Here is a 17,527-nt window from a genome sequence, read left to right as displayed (position 1 = left end):
TTCCCGGCGGAAAAGACACCCCGCCCCACGACCGGTTCAGTTAGTACTTTGGACCTGTAGGTCGGATTAGGCGAAGCCGTAATCCGACAACCATAGGTAAACGATCAAATCGATGTCGGATTACGGCTTCGCCTAATCCGACCTACATGTTTCGAAAATTGAGGGCATTGTTATGTCTGATGCAGTCATCGTTTCCACCGCCCGTACTGCTCTGGGTAAATCCTACCGGGGCTCTTTGAATAACACCCACAGTGTCGATCTGGCGGGGCATGTGATCAAACACGCCGTTGATCGTGCCGGTATTGATCCCGCTATTGTCGAAGATGTGATTATGGGCGCGGCTTTCCAGGAAGGCGCCCAGGGCCGGAATATTGCCCGTCTGGCGGCTATTCGTGCCGGTCTGCCCGTGACTACCGCCGGGTTCTCTATCAACCGGTTCTGCAGCTCGGGTCTGCAGTCCATTGCCCTGGCTGCCCAGCGGGTTGTGTCCGAGAAGGTGCCGGCCATGGTGGCCGGGGGCGTTGAGTCCATTTCCCTGGTGCAGAACGACAAGATCAACAGCTTTCATGCCACTAACGAGTGGCTGATGAAGAACAAGCCCGAGCTCTACCTTTCGATGATCGAGACGGCAGATATCGTGGCCAAGCGCTATAACGTCAGCCGTGAAGCCCAGGATGAATATTCGCTGATTTCCCAGCAGCGCACGGCGGCGGCCCAGCAGGCCGGCAAGTTTGACGATGAAATCGTGCCTTTCGATGCCACCATGTTGGTCAAGGACAAGGAAACCGGCGAGGTCAGTGAAAAACAGGTGACCCTGACCAGTGACGAATGCAATCGCCCGAACACCACCCTTGAGGGCCTTGCAGGTCTCGAGCCCGTGCGTGGCCCGGAGCAGTTCATCACAGCCGGCAATGCCAGCCAGCTGTCGGACGGCGCCTCCGTGTGTACGGTGATGAACAGCACCTACGCCGAGAAGCACAACATCGAACCCATGGGCATTTTCCGGGGCTTCGCTGTTGCCGGATGCGAGCCGGATGAGATGGGCATCGGCCCCGTGTATGCGATCCCGCGTCTGCTGGAGCGTGCGGGCCTGACCATGGACGATATTGATCTTTGGGAGCTGAATGAAGCCTTTGCGTCCCAGGTGATTTACTGCCGTGACCGTCTTGGCATTCCTATGGAGAAGCTGAATGTTAACGGTGGCTCTATTTCCATCGGCCACCCCTTTGGTGTTACCGGCTCCCGCCAGACAGGCCACGCCCTCATCGAAGGCAAGCGCCGTGGGGCGAAATACGTGGTGGTCACCATGTGCATAGGCGGCGGCCAGGGTGCTGCTGGCTTGTTCGAAGTATTGTGAAATTGGGGTCAGAAGAACGCGTTCTTCTGCCCCCTTCTTCATCAGATTACCGGGGTTAGATGAAGGCTTTCTTCTGACCCCTTGTTCACCAAAAGGGGATCAGCATGGACAGACAAGCCAAAGCAGTCGTCTGCCGGGAATGGGGACAGCCCGTTCAGGTGGAAACCATCACGGTGGAAGGCCCCAAGCGGGATGAAATCACCATCAAGATCGCGGCCTGCGGCGTTTGCCACAGCGATCTGTCCGCCACCACGGGCAAGATTCCCTATCCGCCTCCCCTGATATTAGGGCATGAAGCCGCCGGAGTGGTTGTCGAAGTCGGTGAGGGCGTGACTGCCTTCAAGGAAGGCGACCATGTGGTGAGCACGTTTATCTCCATGTGCGGCAAATGCAGCCAGTGTGTCCGTGGCCGCCCGGTGCTGTGCGAGAACGCCCGCAAGGCCATGTTCAACCTGCCGGATGGCACGGTCAGAACCAAAGGTGCAGACGGCGAGCCCCTGAACGTCTTCGGCGCCTGTGGGGTGATGGCCGAGTTCGCCACCATGCACGTGGATAATTGCGTCAAAGTGGATGAAACGGTGCCCATGCAGAACGCCGCCCTGGTCGGCTGTGCCGTAATGACTGGTGTTGGTGCTGTCTTCAACACCGCAAAGCTTGAACCCGGCTCCCGCGCCGCCGTGTTCGGTATCGGCGGCGTTGGTCTCAATGCCGTCCAGGGCTGTGTCACCGCTGGCGCAGAGATGATCGTGGCGGTGGACAGCAACCCCAAAAAGCTGGAGATGGCAAAAGAATTTGGCGCCACTCATACCATCAATATCAACGACGTGGATGATGCGGCCAAGGCGGTAAAGAAACTGACCGGCGGTGTCGACTACGCCTTCGAATGCGTAGGCGCCGGGCCGGTGGTCGAACAGGCCTACAAGAGTCTCGGCCGTGGTGGTACCGCTGTCGTGGTGGGTGTGGCCGATCCGAAAGACAAGACCACGCTGACCACCCTGACTTTGCCAGCGGATGAGCGCACCCTGAAAGGCAGCTGGCTGGGCTCGGCAAGGCCGCAGCACGATTTCCCCAGAATCCTGGGTCTTTACAAGGCTGGTAAACTCAAGCTGGACGAACTGGTTACCCGGACCTACCCCATAGAAGATGCCGCGCAGGCGTTCGACGATATGGTGGCGGGCAAGAATGCCCGGGGCGTAATTGTATTTGATTGAGGTGAAGAGCATGAACGAACTGAACAGGAACTACATCAACGGCCAATGGGTTAGCTGGGCCGGTGACATGATCGACATTCACGAAGCTGGCACTGGTGATGTGATTGCCCGCGTGCCCGCCGCCGGCGCGGATGAAATGGAACAGGCCATTGCCGCCGCCGATGCGGCGTTTGAAAGCTGGTCGGAAAGTACCCTGGAAGAGCGAATCAAGGTTCTGGAACAGCTTCACGCAGGCCTGAAAGAACGTGCGCCGGAAATTGCCGAAACCGTCTGCCGCGAAGTGGGCATGCCCATCAAACTTGCCACGCCGATCCAGGCCGGTATGCCGGCTGCGGTGACCAAGAGCTACCTGAAACTGTTGCCGGACTTCGAGTTTACCGAGCAATCCGGAAACTCCGAGGTGCAATACGCCCCGGTGGGTGTGGTTGGCTGCATTACCCCCTGGAACTACCCGCTGCATCAGGTGATCCTGAAAATCGTTCCGGCGATTGCGGCCGGTTGCACCGTGGTACTGAAGCCCTCGGAGATTGCTCCCCAGACGGCGTTCATTCTTGCCGAGATCCTGGACGGTACCGACCTGCCCAAGGGTGTGTTCAACATGGTGTGCGGCTATGGCCACACCGTGGGTGACACCCTGATCAAGCATCCGGATGTGCGCATGGTGTCTTTCACCGGTTCTACCCGTACCGGCAATCTGATTGCCCACGCTGCTGCCGACGATTTCAAACGAATCGCCCTGGAGATGGGTGGCAAATCCGCCTCGGTGATCCTCCCGGATGCCGACCTGGCGGCTGCCGTGAAAGGCACGATCAACAACTGCCTGCTGAACTCCGGCCAGACTTGTACCGCACTCACCCGCATGCTGGTTCCGGCCGACAAGCACGATGAAGCCTGCGAGCTGGCCGCCGCGGCCGTGGCGAAAATGACTCCGGGTAACCCGCTGGAAGAAACCACACGATTGGGCCCGCTGTCCTCAGCCCAGCAGCGTGACAAGGTGATCGACTACATCAAGCTCGGTATCGAGGAAGGTGCCAAGCTGGTTGCCGGTGGCCCTGAGGCGCCCGAGGGTTGTGACAAGGGTTACTTCGTCAAGGCCACAGTCTTCGGCAACGTCAAGCCGGATAGCCGCATCGCCCAGGAGGAGATCTTCGGGCCGGTGCTATGCGTGATTCCCTACAACGACGAAGCCGAGGCGGTGAAAATCGCCAACGGTACCCAGTACGGGCTTTCCGGCGCGGTCTGGTCAGGTGATGATGCCAAGGCCAAGAAAATTGCCGGCAAGCTGCGCACCGGCCAGGTATTCGTGAACGGTGGCGCGTTCAACCCCATGGCGCCGTTCGGCGGATTTGGCCACTCTGGTATTGGCCGCGAATTCGGCAAGTGGGGACTGGAGGAGTTTCTGGAAATCCGGTCGCTTCAGTTGTAAGGGCTGGAGCTCGGTGTCGGGTTACGGCTTTGCCTAACCCGACCTACGGTAAGGTTCGGAATGTGGGTCGGATTAGTGTCGGGTTACGGCTTTGCCTAACCCGACCTACTGTAAGGTTCGGAATGTGGATCGGATTGGTGTCGGGTTACGGCTCGGCCTAACCCGACCTACTGTAAGGTTCAGAATGTAGGTCGGATTAGGCGAAGCCGTAATCCGACAGATCTGCCAAAGATAGATCGGCCACGGGGTGGGGTGTTTTTCCCAGAAGAAAAGACACCCCGCCTCGGGGCCAGCCACCAAAGCCTATAAGCCTCAGGCCTTCCCCCCAAGCAGAATCCGAACCGCCGTACAGGCATCCTCCAACTCCGCCTCCCTTGGCTCCCGCCCGGCAATGATGTCGCTATACAGGCAGGACTCTGCCAGTCGAATCATGAAGTAAGACAAACTAAAGATGTTCATCGGCGGCTTGATGTGCCCGGCCGCTACCTGGTCTTTCAGCATGCGGGTGTTGGTCTCGACCGTGCGGGTATGCAGGATCGATTGGGACGAGGTGAGGATCTTCAGGGCGTATTCCGGGTCCTGGTTGATGAAGCGCCGTAGCGGCTCGAAGTGCAGGATGGCGGAATTGGTGCGGCGGTATACGCCGACGATGTAGTCCACGCCCACGCCGGGGGTTTCGGCCATGGCCTGTCGCCACAGGGGTTCGTACAGGGACCAGAGAATCTCGCCGATCAGCAGATCCTTATTGCCGACCCAGCGAAACAGCGTAGCCCGGCCAATTCCAAGCTCATCAGCCAGCGGCGCCAGGTGAATGCGTTCACCCTTGAGCCACATGCGACGTGCCCGCTTGAACGCGTCGGCGGGTGTTGCCCTGGTTACGGTCTTGTCTGCCACTGAAACCTCGTGCCGGAATTTGGATTCATTTTAACGGCTAAACCCGGAGCCGGCTATGCGCGCGGTGTCCAGGGCCTGTGATGGTTTTGTGAACTTTTCCGCCTACACTCTGCTCTGAAAGCAACGAAAGCCACCGGCGAAGGCAATGAGCCACGAGACCATGACGCGAACGGTACTGATTATCGAAGACAACCCGGGCATCGGTGAGCTGGTGCGTATGCAGGTGTCGGATCTGGGCATGAGGGCCGTTCTGGTGGATCGGGGTGATACCGGTCTGGAACGGTTCCGTGAGGGTGGCATCGATCTGGTAATTCTGGATCTGATGCTGCCCGGCCTGGATGGTCTGGCGGTGTGCCGCGAGATACGATCCTGCCCTGGTTATGTGCCCGTTCTGATGCTGACGGCGAAGAGCACGGAGCTGGACCGGGTTCTGGGCCTGGAGATGGGAGCGGATGACTACCTGACAAAACCGTTCAGCGTGGCGGAACTGGCGGCCCGCATCAAAGCTCTTTTTCGCCGGGTCGACGCCCTCTCTCAGGGCTCGTCTGCAAGCAAGGACGTGGAAGAGATTCAGGTGGACGGTCTGAAAATTGATCCGGTTCGCCGGCGGGTATTTGTGAACGACCGGGAAGTGGATCTGACCGCCCGTGAGTTTGACCTGCTCTGGCACTTTGCCTCCCATCGGGGCCGGGTGTTCAGCCGGGCGCAGTTGCTTGATGCGGTCTGGGGCTACAACCATGAGGGTTATGAGCACACCGTGAACACCCACATCAACCGCCTGCGTAACAAGATTGAAGCCGACCCCGCCGAGCCCCGATACGTCCAGACAGTCTGGGGTGTTGGCTATCGGTTTATGGATTGATCATGGCCCTGTCTGTATTCCGAACCCTCTATGCCCGGCTGGCCATTGGTCTGTTCCTGTTGCTGCTCGTGGTGGGAGGGCTCTTCACTTTTCTGAGTCTGTCTTCGGTGCGGGAATACTCGGCCGCGGTTAACCAGCAACTGAACCGGGATCTTGCCCGCAATCTGGTGTCTGACCGAAACCTGGTAACTGATGGCGAACTCAACCGCGACGCCCTGAAGCAGCTGTTTGAGCTGTACATGACCATCAATCCCAGCATCGAGATCTATCTTCTGGATACCGACGGCAACATCCTTTCCTACTCGGCGGACCCGAACAAGATCAAGCGCAATCGGGTGTCCCTGGCTCCCATCAGAACACTGCTGGAAACCCCTGAAGCCTATCCACTGCCCGGCGATGACCCGCGCAGCCATGACCGGAGAAAAGTTTTCTCGGTAACGCCGGTGCCATCAGCAGATGATCCAACGGGTTACCTGTACGTTGTTCTGCGGGGCGAGGAATACGATCTGGCAGAGAGTATGGTGCACAGCAACCGCCTCCTGCAGATGGGTGCAGGCGCGCTCGCCGTGAGCCTGTTTGTCGGTTTGCTGGCCGGCCTGGTGTTCTTCCGGCTGCTGACGCGCCGGCTGTCGCGGCTGACCGAGCGGGTGGAATCCTTCGAGCGCGGAATGACACCGGAGAGCATGGCGGCGGTGGCCGGCAAGGGTGATGACATTGATTACCTGGCCGCCCGGTTTGATCAGATGGCACAGCGGATTGTCGCCCAACTGGATCTGCTGAAGCACAAGGATGCCCAGCGCCGGCAACTGGTTGCCCAGGTCTCCCATGACCTGAGAACGCCACTGGCATCCATCCAGGGTTACATTGAAGCCTTGCGCCTGAAACAGGACACGCTTGGTCCCGAGGAGCGGGCGCGCTTCCTGGATGTGGCCCTGGCTGAAAGCCACCGGCTGGGTCGGCTGGTAGAAGAACTGTTTGAGCTTGCGGCACTGGATGCCCGCGAGAAGCAGCCGAAGACGGAACCGTTTGTGGTTGCCGAACTCCTGCATGATGTGGTGCAGAAACACCATCCCGAAGCAGAGCGTGCAGGCGTAGCCCTGTCGATTGTCTCCGTGGCGTCGGTCAGGGTGCTGGCGGACATCGCCATGACCGAGCGGGTATTGGATAACCTGATCAGCAATGCCATCAGCCATTCGCCACAGGACACGGAGATCACACTGAGCGTTGCCGAACGGGACGGCGGTGCGGAGATTACCGTCGCGGATGCTGGCCCCGGCATTGATGAGGCGGACCTGGAACACGTCTTCGAACCCTTTTACCAGGCCGCAGGCGCTTCGAGGACAGGCCATGCCGGGCTTGGGCTCGCCATTGCCCAGAGGATGGTGTCACTGCAGCAGGGGAGACTCTCTGTCCGCAATGCTGGTGGCGCCGTTTTCAGCGTCTGGCTGCCTCTGGTCGGTGACAGTTCCGCGCCGGGCGGAGAAAAATCCACAGCGTTATGAATTCGTAATACCTGGTGAACATTTTCGTGAATCCACGACCCTACGCTGTAGGTATGGAATCACGTGAAGGAGAAGTCTGATGAAACGCAAGATTTTGGGTTTGTTTTCCGCTGTGGCACTTGTCTCTGTAGCTGGTCTGTTCACCACCTACGCGGTTGCCGAAAAGTCGGAGTCGCAGATGAGCAAATACGCACCGGATCAGCCGGGTCTGGCTGTGGCAACCTTTGCTGGCGGTTGTTTCTGGTGTGTCGAGGCCGGGTACGAGAAGCGGGTGCCGGGCGTGGTGGAAGTCGTCTCGGGCTATTCCGGTGGGGAAGAGGCAAGCCCTTCCTATAAGCAGGTTGCCTCGGGGCAGACTGGCCATACCGAAGCGGTACAGGTCTATTACGATCCCAGCGAAATGACCTACGAGGGCCTGCTGCAGGCGCTCTGGCGGATGATGGACCCGACCGACAATCAGGGTCAGTTTGTGGACCGTGGCCAGCAGTATCGACCGGCTATTTTCTACCATAACCCTGAGCAGAAGCGCCTGGCCGAAGCGGCCGTTGCAGAGTTGGAGGCTTCCGGCGTTTACCAGAAACCTGTGGTGATCGAAATCGTGCCATTCAAGAAATTCTACCCGGCCGAGGAATATCACCAGGACTACTACGACAAGAATCCGGTGCGCTACAACTTCTACACCTTCAACTCTGGCCGCTATCAGTTTATCGAGAAGGTGTATGGCGAGGATTACGAGCTCGATTACACCCGCTTCCAGGAGAATGCCACTGTGGACGCCAGTGACGATCTGGTGGGCGATGAAAGCGTCAGCACAGAGCCCGGCCAGATGGGCAGTGGCTTTGATCCGGTAAGCTTTGAAAAGCCGGCCAAGGATGTCCTGAAGCAGCGCCTGACCGATATGCAGTACGAGGTCACTCAGGAAGATGGCACCGAGCCGGCGTTCAACAACAAATACTGGGACAACAAGAAACCAGGGCTTTACGTGGATATTGTCTCGGGCGAGCCGCTGTTCTCATCCCGTGACAAGTACAAATCCGGTACCGGCTGGCCGAGCTTTACCCGGCCCATCACGCCAGAGGCCGTGGTGGAACGCGAGGACAAGTCGTTCTTCATGACCCGTACGGAAATTCGCAGCACTCACGCGGATTCCCACCTGGGCCATGTCTTTAACGATGGCCCCGCGCCGACCGGGTTGCGCTACTGCATGAACTCCGCGGCGATGGACTTTATCCCCCTGGAGGACATGGAACAGGCCGGCTATGGCAAGTGGATGGACGACGTCAAACCGGAAACCGACATGGCCAGCCAGTGACTGTCTTACCAGCGCACATCGGATTAACGAGTAGGTCGGATTAGCGCAGCGTAATCCGACACCCGCATCATAGCCAAAGATCCGCCACCCGCGTCTCCCGGCTGAAGTGGTGCAGCACCTGCGCCTGCAACAACTCCGCCGTGGCAATGGCATCAATCAGGGCGTTATGGGCGGCATAATGGGGCAGCCCATAACGCAGCCGGCTGTCGGCCAACCGGATCGATACCGGCTTCTTGCCCATCAGTCGTTGCCACCGGGAAGGGTTGCGATCCGGATGCAGGTGAGCTTCGATGGCCATGGTATCAAGAACCGGAAACCGTATGCCCTCGCCCAGTCGCCAGCGCAGGGCCACATCCAGGAACGGTCGCTCGATGTTCCGGTAATGAACCACCGGGATGCGGCCATTCAGGTAGCTGAACAACTCCCCCAGAATCTCTTCCAGATCCGGCGCCTCGTCGATGTCGCTGTGGGTAATGCCATGGATGGTCACTGAGGTCTGGTGCAAGGGCAGTTTCGGACGCACCACCCAGTGTTTTGCCTGGGACAGCTGGATACCGTCCATAGTAAAGGGCACCAGACCAATGCTGACAATGGAGTGCTGGCTGGCATCGAGCCCGGTGGTCTCGAAATCGATGGCCAGCATCCGGACCTCTGAAATGGGCGTATCGGGTGCGGGACAGCCGCTCTCATAAAACGCTTTCAGGATCGGTGATTTGCTCTGTTGGGCCAGGGCTTGGTATTGCTCTGGCCACGGCAGGCTGTGAACGGACGGCTCGCCAGAAGAGGCATCAGACATTACGGGCCACCTGGGCGTTGTACCGGAATCTCAGGAATTTCTGGGCATTGTTGACCACCTGGAACGCATCCTTGAGATGGCTTCGCTCGAAGGGTGAAAGGTCTTCCGGGCGAACATTGTTGTCTGGCTCGCGCCCGGCTTCTATCGCCAGGGCCTGATGCCGGATCCGGACAATGGAAATGAACTCGAGTGCGTCCCTGAGGTTGCCAAGATCGTCTTCCATCAGGAGTTTGGTGTTGCCAATGGCCTTGAGGCGTTCAAAGGAATTCTGTGCGCGGGATTTGCAGGCCAGGGCGTGGATCCGGATCAGATCAGACAGGGGCGCCGTTCCACGGCGTTTCAGGTTGAAGGTCTTCTGCTGCTTGCCGTCTTCTTCCAGCACGAAGGTGCGGAAGAAGCCAATCGGCGGCGTTCGGTTCAGGGCGTTGCGAGCCATCATGGCAAGGAACCGCTGGCTGTTGCTGGCTTTTTCGGCCACCAGGGCCTTCAGTTGCTCGGCGAATTCGGTCTCGCCGTAGATGCCATCCAGGTCAAAGAAAATGTTGCTGTTGAGCAGGGCCTCGGCTTTTGGATTCTCGATCCAGTCGGTGAAATAGCCCTTCCAGACGCTCAGAGGCTGCCGCCATTTCTGGTTTGTGGCCATGATGTCGCCGGTGCAATAGGAGTAGCCACACTCGGCCAGTCCATCGCTGACGAACTTCGCCAGCGCCCGGAAGTACTCGTCGTGGGCCTCCGGCACAAAGCTATCGTCCAGGATCATGGCGTTGTCCTGGTCGGTGACTACCAGCTGCTCGTCCCGGGCCATGGAGCCAAGGGCCATGAAGCAGTAGGGCACCGGCGGTGGTCCAAATTTCTCTTCGCCCAGTTCCAGCAGGCGCTGGGTAAAGCTGCGCCCGATGCCGGCCATGGCGCTGCCGATCATGTGGGAGTTGGCGTCCTCGTTCACCATACGCACGAAGCTGTCGCGCACATCCAGGCTGATTTTCTTCAGGCCTTTTACATCCTGCTGGTGATAGATATTACTGACCAGGTACAGGCTGCTCTGGCTCTCGTATTTCACGATGTCAGACAGCGCAATCACGCCACGAACCTCGTCTCCGTCCATCACCGGAAGATGGTGCACGTTGTTGTGCAGCATGGTGAGCATGGCTTCGAATATGAACATGTTCGAGCGGATGGTGATCAGGTCTTCAGACATGATCTCGCTGATGGGGGTTTCCGAGGCCAGCGCTTCGCTGAGGGCCCGGGTACGCAGGTCGCGGTCGGTGATGATGCCCTTGAGCCGAGGCTTCTCACCTTCCTCATCCATCAATAGCAGCGCGGAAACGCCGTTTTCAGTCATGATCCGGGCGGCTTCCTGAAGCCGGACAGTGCAGGGCGCCATAATCGGTTCCCGGGATATCAGCCGCGTGACCTTGGAGGTCATCAACTCGTTGGATTTCTCCCGGCGGGAAACCGCTGAGCGCAGGCGGCTGCGGTCTTCAATCTCGACGAAATCGGCGAAGTTGTCGTCGTTCTCCCAGAGGTACTGGAAGGTTTCGTAGGGGATCTTGTATAGCAGGGAGTCTTCCAGGGCTCTGGCGGGGAAACGCACTTTCCTGTTCATCAGAAGGCCAAACTGGCCAAAGACCTCGCCCTCACTGATCCGGTTATAGAGTTCTCCGGTTCTGCGATAGATTTCGACGGCGCCACTGCGTACGTAAAACAGCCAGCTGCTCGGGTCGCCCAATTCCAGGATCTGGCTGCCGGCCTTGAAGTACACAACCTCTATGTCGCCAACCACTCTGTCGAGCAGTTGCTCGGGCATCTCGTCAAACGGCGGATATTGGGCCATGTGATTGCGGATGTCGACCAGCTCGGCCTGCATAAAACTCCCTGTTGTGGCGAAGAAAAAGTGTTTGTCAGCCATGGAATATAGCAGTGGCAGAGGCCTGCGGCCATGTCGACCTTTGATGGATTTCATTGACCGCTTACCCCGGTGTTGCTAGCCTTGCCACACTTTTTTCAGGTGCCCGTCGCAAAGCGCGACGGGTGAAACGGGAAATCGGTGAGCCTGGTAACGCCAGTGCAAGTCCGATGCTGCCCCCGCAACGGTAAGCAGGACAACGGCAATCTGTGCGCCACTGTGTCGCCAAGACATGGGAAGGTGATTGCCCGGGAACCCAGAGTTCCGCCTGCCAGCCCGGAGACCGGCCTGGAAAAACACCCGATGTTGCGGTGGGCAACCTGGGTGGGTGATATGCCGGTTCCGCATTCCTGACGCCAGTCTACCGCCTGCCCCCATTCCCTGTTCCGCAACAAAACCCAGATTCCCGTGCGGGTGCGCGCGGAGTGCGGAGCAAGTTTCATGTTCAGAATTCAAAGCCCTGTTTTACTGGCCGGTGTTGCAATGGCCGCCCTGCCTCTGGCCGTTTCGGCCCAGTCTGCCCCAGAATCCGATGCCCTGGATCCCATCGTGGTTACCGCGACGTTGGGGCCGAAGACCGTTGGGGAGAGTCTGTCTTCGGTTACGGTCATCGAGAAGGAAGATATTGTTCGGCAAAAGCCTGCGGAATTCCGCGATCTGCTGCGCGCCCAGCCGGGGATCAACGTGGTGTCGGACGGCAGTTACGGCAAGACCACCAGCGTATTCCTGCGGGGCGCGGGGAGCTCAGGTACCGTGCTGCTTCTTGATGGTATCCGACTGCGCTCTGCCTCTGCGGGCATCCCGCCCTGGCAGTTTTTGCCTCCGGAATTGATGGAACGGGTTGAGCTGGTGCGGGGCGCGAAGAGCTCCCTCTACGGTGCCGATGCGGTGGGCGGTGTCATCCAGGCGTTCACCCTGGAACCTGAGGCCGGGCGCCAGGGTTGGGGCGAGCTAACAGCAGGCTCCCATAAAACCCGTGAGGTTACCGCTGGATTGGCTGGCCGGGAAGGCCGTTCCTCGTTCCTGGCCAGTGGCGTCTATTCGGACACCGATGGCACCAATCTGAGAGATGGCGGTGAAGACAAGGGCTTTCGGAACACCGGCGGCCTGGCCAAGCTGAGCCACAGTTTTGACCAGGGTGGCGGCGCAGGGCTAACCGTGTTCCAGTCTGAAGGTAACACCGAGTTTGAAGGCGGCGATACCGATTTCCTGATCCGTGCCATGGGCTTACATCTGGAAGCGGTTGCCAGTGACTACTGGCGCACACGGATCCAGTTCTCGGAAGCCCGAGACGAACAGGATACCTTCGGAGCCAATCCCAGCACTTTCGACACACTGTCTCGCTCAGCGCGCTGGGAAAACACCCTGACGGCCGGTGTTCATGAGCTGGTTCTGGGCACGGAAGTCATGATTGACGAAGTGGACGGCACCAGCAATTTCACCGAAGACAGCCGGACCAACAGCGCGGTCTTTGGCCAGGGCCGTCTGAACTTTGATGCCACCGATCTGATGCTCAGTCTGCGTCTTGATGACAACGAGGCATACGGCAAAGAGGAGACTGGCGGTGTGGCCTTAGGTCACCAGCTGGATCGTGCCCATCGTTTTCGCCTCAGCTATGCAACGTCATTCCGGGCACCAACCTTTAATGACCTCTACCTGACGGTGCCCTTCTACACCGGTAATCCCGACCTTGATGCGGAAGAGGGGCAGATGGTCGAGGCGGGCTTCTCCGGACGTTACGATCGCTGGTTCTGGGACATTGCGATCTACCAGAACGATGTGAAAGACCTGATTACCTACGTCTCTGACCCCGTGACGTTTGAGGGCACCATGGAAAATGTCGAAACGGCCAGAATCCGTGGCGTTGAGGTTTCTTCGGGTATCGAGACTGCGGACTGGAATCTGGCGGCAGCACTAACCTACGCGGATACCGAGAACCGCGATACCGGCGCACGGCTACCGCGTCGCGCGGAAAAGAATGTGCGTTTGGATATTGATCGCCTGTTTTCTCAGTGGTCTGTGGGAGCCAGCTTTATCGCCGAGAGTGACCGCTATAACGATGCAGCCAATACCAGCCTGCTGCCAGGCTACGGTACTGTGGACTTGAGGGCAGCCTGGAACTTCCAGCCTGGCTGGTCGGCCTCGTTCAAGGTCGATAACGTATTGGACCGTCGCTATGCCACCAGCATCGGATATGACAGTGCGACCTTCGCGCCTTTCGACTATCTGGCCGCCGGCCGAACCTTCATGGCCTCGGTGCGCTATGATTTCCAGCAGTAAATTCACCGTTCCGAGAGGCTTCCGCCCTCTATGAGACACCCCGGGCTGGCTGCATTATGTGTGCTGTCTCTGCTTGCGCCCTTGTTGGCACAGGCGGAGGGGCCCTGTGTAAGCGATGCGCTGAACCAGCGTGTATGCCTGGCCCAACCCGCTCAACGGGTTGTCTCCCTGTCACCGGGTGCCACCGAGCTGTTGTTCTCTGCAGGCGCCGGTGCCAGGGTGGTTGCGGTGAGCGCCTGGAGTGACCATCCCCCAGAAGCGGCGGATTTGCCGCAGGTGGGCGACAGCAATCGCCTGGATCTGGAAGCCATTGTTTCGCTGGCACCGGAGCTGGTGGTGGCCTGGGTGGATGGCAATTCCCGCAGCCAACTGGAACGGCTGTCCGGCCTTGGCATTCCTGTTTTCTGGCTTGCTCCGCGGACGTTTGGCTATATTGCCGCGGCGGTATCGGATCTGGCGTTGCTGACGGGTTCACCGGAGCTTGGCTATGAGCGGGCCGAAGCGTTTCGTGCAGAAATGGCCACGCTGCAAGCGCAGTATGCCGATGCCAGACCGGTTAAGGTGTTCTACCAGATATGGGACCAGCCACTGATGACCGTGAACCGGGACGAGCTGATCAGCAAGGCCATCACCCTGTGCGGCGGCGTTAATGTGTTCGGCGAGCTGCCACGGCTGGTGCCCCGGATAAGCCGGGAGGCGGTTCTGGAAGCCAACCCCGAAGCCATTATTACCGCCGGGTCGGCGGATGACAGGCAGTGGCTGGAAGCCTGGCGCGAGTTTCCGGGCCTGGCAGCGGTAGCCGCCGGCAACCTCTTCCTCGAACCGCCGGACCTGCTGGCGCGGCCTACGCTGCGGATGGCAGACGGCGCCAGGCACCTGTGCCAGACCCTGGAGCAGGCACGTGCCAATCTCTAGCCCTTACAAACCACTCCTTATTCTGCTGCTGGCAGGGTTTCTGGCGGCCCTGATCTCCGTCAGCATCGGCAGCACGGCCATCGGCTTTGAAGACACGCTGCGGGTGATAACCGGCAGCGGCACCGAGTTACAGCAAACGCTGATTCTGGAGCTCCGGCTGCCCCGCACCCTGAGCGCTTTTGCAACCGGCGGTTTGCTGGCCGTGGCCGGGGCTTTGATGCAGGTGTTGTTGCGAAACCCCTTGGCCGATCCCTACGTGTTGGGGCTCTCCGGTGGCGCGGCAGTGGGTGCGTTACTGGCCATGCTGGCCGGCGCTGCCGGTTTTCTCGTATCCGGCTCCGCGTTTGCTGGCGCCATGCTGGCCACCCTGCTGGTGTTTGGTCTGGCCCACGGCAGCGGCAGCTGGACACCTTCGCGGCTGTTGCTCACCGGTGTGGTGGTCGCCGCCGGCTGGGGCGCCATCATTACCCTGATCCTCTCGATGACCCCGGCCAGCCGATTGCCGGGCATGCTGTACTGGCTGATGGGCGATCTTTCCCACGCAGCCACGCCGTGGCCGGGACTGATCATTTTGTTGCTGGTATGCCTGATGGTGTTTCCGCTGGGCCGGGCCCTGAACGTATTGGCCCGGGGTTCCCTGCAGGCAGCCGCCCTGGGTGTTTCGGTGCGGCCATTGGAATGGTCGATCTACCTGATGGCCAGCCTGCTGACCGCAACCGCCGTCACCATGGCCGGTTCGGTAGGCTTTGTTGGTCTGGTAGTGCCGCACATGTTGCGGCTGGTGCTGGGCAACGACCAGCGGCTGATTCTGCCGGCTTGCGCACTGGCTGGCGGCACGCTGCTGGTGCTGGCAGACACCCTGGCGCGGGTGGTCATCGCACCGGAACAGTTGCCGGTTGGAGTGATCACCGCGCTGATCGGCGTCCCGACCTTCCTGTATCTGCTGTATAGGAGCCGATGATGACACGCCTGACCACCGAAGCGCTGATCATCGACATTCCGGGGCGCGCCTCAGTTGTTCCCCTGAATCTGGCCATCGAACCGGGACAGGTCTGGGGCGTGCTGGGCCCCAACGGCGTGGGCAAAACCACCTTGCTTCATACCCTGGCAGGATTGCGGGAGCCCCGAAGCGGACAACTATTGCTCGACGGCACGCCGCTGGGCAACATCCGCCGCAAGACCGTCTCGCAACGGATGGGCCTGGTATTTCAGGACCGGCAGGATGGATTCCCGGCAACGGCATTGGAAACCGCCCTGATCGGTCGCCACCCCTGGCTGTCACCCTGGCAGATGGAGAGTGGTGAGGATCTGGCGATTGCAGAACGGGCCCTTGAAGCCCTGGACGTGATCCACCTGAAAGATCGCCTGGTGAACACCCTATCCGGCGGCGAACGCCAGCGGGTAGCCATTGCCACCCTGATGACCCAAAGCCCGGAAATCTGGCTCCTGGACGAACCCACCAATCACCTGGATTTACAGCACCAGACCGCCGTTATGAAGCTGCTGCGCCAGCAGGCAGCCTGCGATCGGGCTGTCTTCATGTGCCTCCACGACCTCAATCTGGCCGCCCGATGGTGCGACCAGATCCTCCTCCTGTACCCCGACGGCCAGGCCTGCTGGGGCCCGGCCCGCGACATGCTCGTTACCTCGGCGCTTGAGAGCCTGTTTGGCCAGCGTTTGCTATCTGCTGAACTGGATGGTTTTCCGGTGTTTGTGCCGGGCTAAAGGCCAAAATCACGGACCACAAAGAGCCTGGGAATAAACGAGCAGGCGGCCGGACGAAAATTGACGCCCATCCCCGGCCCGGCTACGGTTTAAGGCTGGTAATTATTTGATGCAGCGTCGAAATCTAATGCGCCGAGTGGTGGAAAGGTGAAGTTGGGATAGATGTCATTTGTCGTTGAATTAGCTGTTGAGTACAAAAAGCACACAATGTGCTAAGCTTTGACCCATGAAACCTATCACATGGAACCCAGAGAAGAACAAGCTTCTCCAAGCAGAACGGAACGTCTCTTTCGAGGATGTGGTTTTGCATATCTCGGTTGGAGGCATCTTGGATACGTTCGAGCATCCAGATCAGGAGCGATATCCGGGGCAACAAATTCATGTGATTGAGATTGAGGGGTATGCGTATTTGGTGCCCTTTGTGGAGTCAGAGGATGAGGTTTTTCTGAAAACGATCATCCCGAGCCGGAAAGCGACCAAAACCTATTTGGGAGGTCCAAAATGAGTAGGCTGGATAAAGAAGAGCAGGAAATCCTGGATGCATTCGATGCAGGAGAGCTGCAGCGGGCGCCAGACAGTGAAGACAGGAAAGCGAGGCATCAACAGTACGCCGAGGCTATGTTTAAGAAAGATGCCCGTATTAACATCAGACTATCCTCCAAGGATCTTAGGGGGCTCCAGAAGAAAGCCCTGGCAGAAGGAATCCCCTACCAAACACTTGTTGCCAGTATCCTTCATAAATATGTGGAAGGTCGCTTGCACGAGGATCGATAGCTAACCAGGCCATGCGCCGGATGCCGAAACCTCCTGTTCGCTGCGGTTCTGTCACCGGTGGGGCGGGCGTTAAGCTCTATTGTTGCGTGGTGCGCAACATGCTATTATTCCCTCATGATTAAATCATTCCGTCACAAAGGACTGAGGCGGTTTTACTCGACCGGCCACACGTCTGGCATTCAACCCGACCACGCCAAAAAGCTGCGTATGCAGCTCAGATTGCTGACGAACCCCGGTTTTTCCGGGGTTTGTTGTATTTGGGCGCTTTAAATTCAGTTGACGGTGGATTGAGACCAGTATTCCCGATCGGATTGCCAATACGCCAGATAAGCCAGTTTCCGGGCCCATTTCTGAATTTGGCGCTGCAAGCCAGGTATCCCAAGGGATTTGAGCCCTAAAAGACGCGCCAGGATCTGCGCGATCTTCTTCATATTCTGGGCTGCGGCGGCCAACAGGCATTGCTCACGCACCTTCGAGAGCCCTCGCAAGCGAGCGTAACGATGACCATGTAACTGCTTGGCATCGGCGAACGATCGCTCCACGGTTTCCTGCCGTCGTTTGTAGAGC

Annotated in this window: 17 protein-coding genes and 1 riboswitch; of the genes, 13 read left to right on the top strand and 4 right to left on the bottom strand. The window is 58.9% G+C overall.

All coding sequences use genetic code 11. The features are described 5' to 3' along the window. Positions 1-172: 172 nt before the first annotated feature. From KEHDKFFH_RS04725 to KEHDKFFH_RS04715, 3 genes are all read left to right on the top strand, one after another. The gene (locus tag KEHDKFFH_RS04725) at positions 173-1,357 is read left to right on the top strand and encodes an acetyl-CoA C-acyltransferase (RefSeq protein WP_104320849.1); all 1,185 of its coding nucleotides are present in this window, start codon (positions 173-175) and stop codon (positions 1,355-1,357) included. Between the two features lie 104 nt (positions 1,358-1,461). Next, positions 1,462-2,568, top strand: coding sequence for a zinc-binding dehydrogenase (locus tag KEHDKFFH_RS04720; protein WP_104320848.1), 1,107 nt, complete (start codon positions 1,462-1,464; stop codon positions 2,566-2,568). Positions 2,569-2,578: 10 nt separating this feature from the next. Continuing rightward, positions 2,579-3,994, top strand: coding sequence for an aldehyde dehydrogenase family protein (locus KEHDKFFH_RS04715; protein ID WP_104321089.1), 1,416 nt, complete (start codon positions 2,579-2,581; stop codon positions 3,992-3,994). A gap of 312 nt (positions 3,995-4,306) precedes the next feature. Here KEHDKFFH_RS04715 and KEHDKFFH_RS04710 read toward each other — a convergent pair whose 3' ends face one another. After that, positions 4,307-4,888 carry a QsdR family transcriptional regulator gene (locus KEHDKFFH_RS04710; protein ID WP_104320847.1) on the bottom strand — a complete coding sequence of 194 codons (582 nt, stop codon included), beginning with the start codon at positions 4,886-4,888 and terminating at the stop codon, positions 4,307-4,309. Between the two features lie 160 nt (positions 4,889-5,048). Between KEHDKFFH_RS04710 and KEHDKFFH_RS04705 the strand changes: the two genes are divergently transcribed. The 3 genes from KEHDKFFH_RS04705 to msrB all read left to right on the top strand — a co-directional run bounded on the left by KEHDKFFH_RS04705 (position 5,049) and on the right by msrB (position 8,564). Further along, complete coding sequence (locus KEHDKFFH_RS04705) at positions 5,049-5,750, top strand: response regulator transcription factor (protein WP_104321088.1); 702 nt, start codon at positions 5,049-5,051, stop codon at positions 5,748-5,750. Between the two features lie 2 nt (positions 5,751-5,752). Further along, on the top strand, positions 5,753-7,252 hold the full coding sequence (locus KEHDKFFH_RS04700) for a sensor histidine kinase (protein ID WP_104320846.1): 1,500 nt from the start codon (positions 5,753-5,755) through the stop codon (positions 7,250-7,252). Between the two features lie 79 nt (positions 7,253-7,331). Further along, a complete protein-coding gene (gene msrB, locus KEHDKFFH_RS04695) occupies positions 7,332-8,564 on the top strand; it encodes a peptide-methionine (R)-S-oxide reductase MsrB (protein WP_104320845.1) in 1,233 nt (410 codons plus the stop codon). A gap of 67 nt (positions 8,565-8,631) precedes the next feature. Here the strand turns inward: msrB and KEHDKFFH_RS04690 are convergent, their stop codons facing one another. Both KEHDKFFH_RS04690 and KEHDKFFH_RS04685 read right to left on the bottom strand, forming a co-directional pair. Continuing rightward, positions 8,632-9,360: a 3'-5' exonuclease gene (locus KEHDKFFH_RS04690; protein ID WP_104320844.1), complete on the bottom strand. Its 729-nt coding sequence runs from the start codon at positions 9,358-9,360 to the stop codon at positions 8,632-8,634. Continuing rightward, positions 9,353-11,227, bottom strand: a complete 1,875-nt coding sequence (locus KEHDKFFH_RS04685; protein ID WP_104320843.1) for a putative nucleotidyltransferase substrate binding domain-containing protein — start codon at positions 11,225-11,227, stop codon at positions 9,353-9,355. Before KEHDKFFH_RS04685 ends, KEHDKFFH_RS04690 begins: the two co-directional genes overlap by 8 nt. 122 nt (positions 11,228-11,349) lie before the next feature. Beyond that, a riboswitch (cobalamin riboswitch) is annotated at positions 11,350-11,572 on the top strand. A gap of 135 nt (positions 11,573-11,707) precedes the next feature. Here KEHDKFFH_RS04685 and KEHDKFFH_RS04680 point away from each other — a divergent pair. The 7 genes from KEHDKFFH_RS04680 (at position 11,708) to KEHDKFFH_RS04650 (ending at position 17,230) form a co-directional block, all read left to right on the top strand. Continuing rightward, positions 11,708-13,546 carry a TonB-dependent receptor plug domain-containing protein gene (locus KEHDKFFH_RS04680; RefSeq protein ID WP_104320842.1) on the top strand — a complete coding sequence of 613 codons (1,839 nt, stop codon included), beginning with the start codon at positions 11,708-11,710 and terminating at the stop codon, positions 13,544-13,546. A gap of 30 nt (positions 13,547-13,576) precedes the next feature. Then, positions 13,577-14,461, top strand: a complete 885-nt coding sequence (locus tag KEHDKFFH_RS04675) for a cobalamin-binding protein (protein ID WP_104320841.1) — start codon at positions 13,577-13,579, stop codon at positions 14,459-14,461. Beyond that, a complete protein-coding gene (locus KEHDKFFH_RS04670) occupies positions 14,448-15,422 on the top strand; it encodes a FecCD family ABC transporter permease (protein ID WP_104320840.1) in 975 nt (324 codons plus the stop codon). Before KEHDKFFH_RS04675 ends, KEHDKFFH_RS04670 begins: the two co-directional genes overlap by 14 nt. Then, positions 15,422-16,186 (top strand): ABC transporter ATP-binding protein, encoded by a 765-nt coding sequence (locus KEHDKFFH_RS04665; protein WP_104320839.1) that lies wholly within the window; start codon positions 15,422-15,424, stop codon positions 16,184-16,186. The genes KEHDKFFH_RS04670 and KEHDKFFH_RS04665 overlap by 1 nt, the downstream gene beginning before the upstream one ends. Before the next feature lie 226 nt (positions 16,187-16,412). Further along, positions 16,413-16,691, top strand: coding sequence for a BrnT family toxin (locus KEHDKFFH_RS04660; protein WP_104320838.1), 279 nt, complete (start codon positions 16,413-16,415; stop codon positions 16,689-16,691). Beyond that, positions 16,688-16,960: an antitoxin gene (locus KEHDKFFH_RS04655; RefSeq protein WP_104320837.1), complete on the top strand. Its 273-nt coding sequence runs from the start codon at positions 16,688-16,690 to the stop codon at positions 16,958-16,960. The genes KEHDKFFH_RS04660 and KEHDKFFH_RS04655 overlap by 4 nt, the downstream gene beginning before the upstream one ends. 114 nt (positions 16,961-17,074) lie before the next feature. After that, entirely contained in the window at positions 17,075-17,230 is a 156-nt protein-coding gene (locus tag KEHDKFFH_RS04650; protein ID WP_198412745.1) for a type II toxin-antitoxin system RelE/ParE family toxin, read from the top strand. 2 nt (positions 17,231-17,232) lie between these two features. On the opposite strand, the gene KEHDKFFH_RS20355 is transcribed toward KEHDKFFH_RS04650, so the two are convergent. After that, positions 17,233-17,527: transposase (locus KEHDKFFH_RS20355; RefSeq protein ID WP_241956433.1), on the bottom strand; the 295-nt coding region annotated here is incomplete at its 5' end.

Origin of the sequence: Marinobacter maroccanus (assembly GCF_002933275.1) — a bacterium.
Taxonomy (GTDB): domain Bacteria; phylum Pseudomonadota; class Gammaproteobacteria; order Pseudomonadales; family Oleiphilaceae; genus Marinobacter; species Marinobacter maroccanus.
This window is presented reverse-complemented; position numbering and strand designations above follow the sequence as displayed.

Coding starts and splice junctions, on each gene's coding strand:
- KEHDKFFH_RS04705 (WP_104321088.1), top strand. CDS start 5,049: ATGACGCGAACGGTACTGATTATCGAAGACAACCCGGGCATCGGTGAG.
- KEHDKFFH_RS04720 (WP_104320848.1), top strand. CDS start 1,462: ATGGACAGACAAGCCAAAGCAGTCGTCTGCCGGGAATGGGGACAGCCC.
- KEHDKFFH_RS04725 (WP_104320849.1), top strand. CDS start 173: ATGTCTGATGCAGTCATCGTTTCCACCGCCCGTACTGCTCTGGGTAAA.
- KEHDKFFH_RS04675 (WP_104320841.1), top strand. CDS start 13,577: ATGAGACACCCCGGGCTGGCTGCATTATGTGTGCTGTCTCTGCTTGCG.
- KEHDKFFH_RS04690 (WP_104320844.1), bottom strand. CDS start 9,360: ATGTCTGATGCCTCTTCTGGCGAGCCGTCCGTTCACAGCCTGCCGTGG.
- KEHDKFFH_RS04700 (WP_104320846.1), top strand. CDS start 5,753: ATGGCCCTGTCTGTATTCCGAACCCTCTATGCCCGGCTGGCCATTGGT.
- KEHDKFFH_RS04685 (WP_104320843.1), bottom strand. CDS start 11,227: ATGCAGGCCGAGCTGGTCGACATCCGCAATCACATGGCCCAATATCCG.
- KEHDKFFH_RS04655 (WP_104320837.1), top strand. CDS start 16,688: ATGAGTAGGCTGGATAAAGAAGAGCAGGAAATCCTGGATGCATTCGAT.
- KEHDKFFH_RS04660 (WP_104320838.1), top strand. CDS start 16,413: ATGAAACCTATCACATGGAACCCAGAGAAGAACAAGCTTCTCCAAGCA.
- KEHDKFFH_RS04715 (WP_104321089.1), top strand. CDS start 2,579: ATGAACGAACTGAACAGGAACTACATCAACGGCCAATGGGTTAGCTGG.
- KEHDKFFH_RS04650 (WP_198412745.1), top strand. CDS start 17,075: ATGATTAAATCATTCCGTCACAAAGGACTGAGGCGGTTTTACTCGACC.
- KEHDKFFH_RS04680 (WP_104320842.1), top strand. CDS start 11,708: ATGTTCAGAATTCAAAGCCCTGTTTTACTGGCCGGTGTTGCAATGGCC.
- KEHDKFFH_RS04665 (WP_104320839.1), top strand. CDS start 15,422: ATGACACGCCTGACCACCGAAGCGCTGATCATCGACATTCCGGGGCGC.
- msrB (WP_104320845.1), top strand. CDS start 7,332: ATGAAACGCAAGATTTTGGGTTTGTTTTCCGCTGTGGCACTTGTCTCT.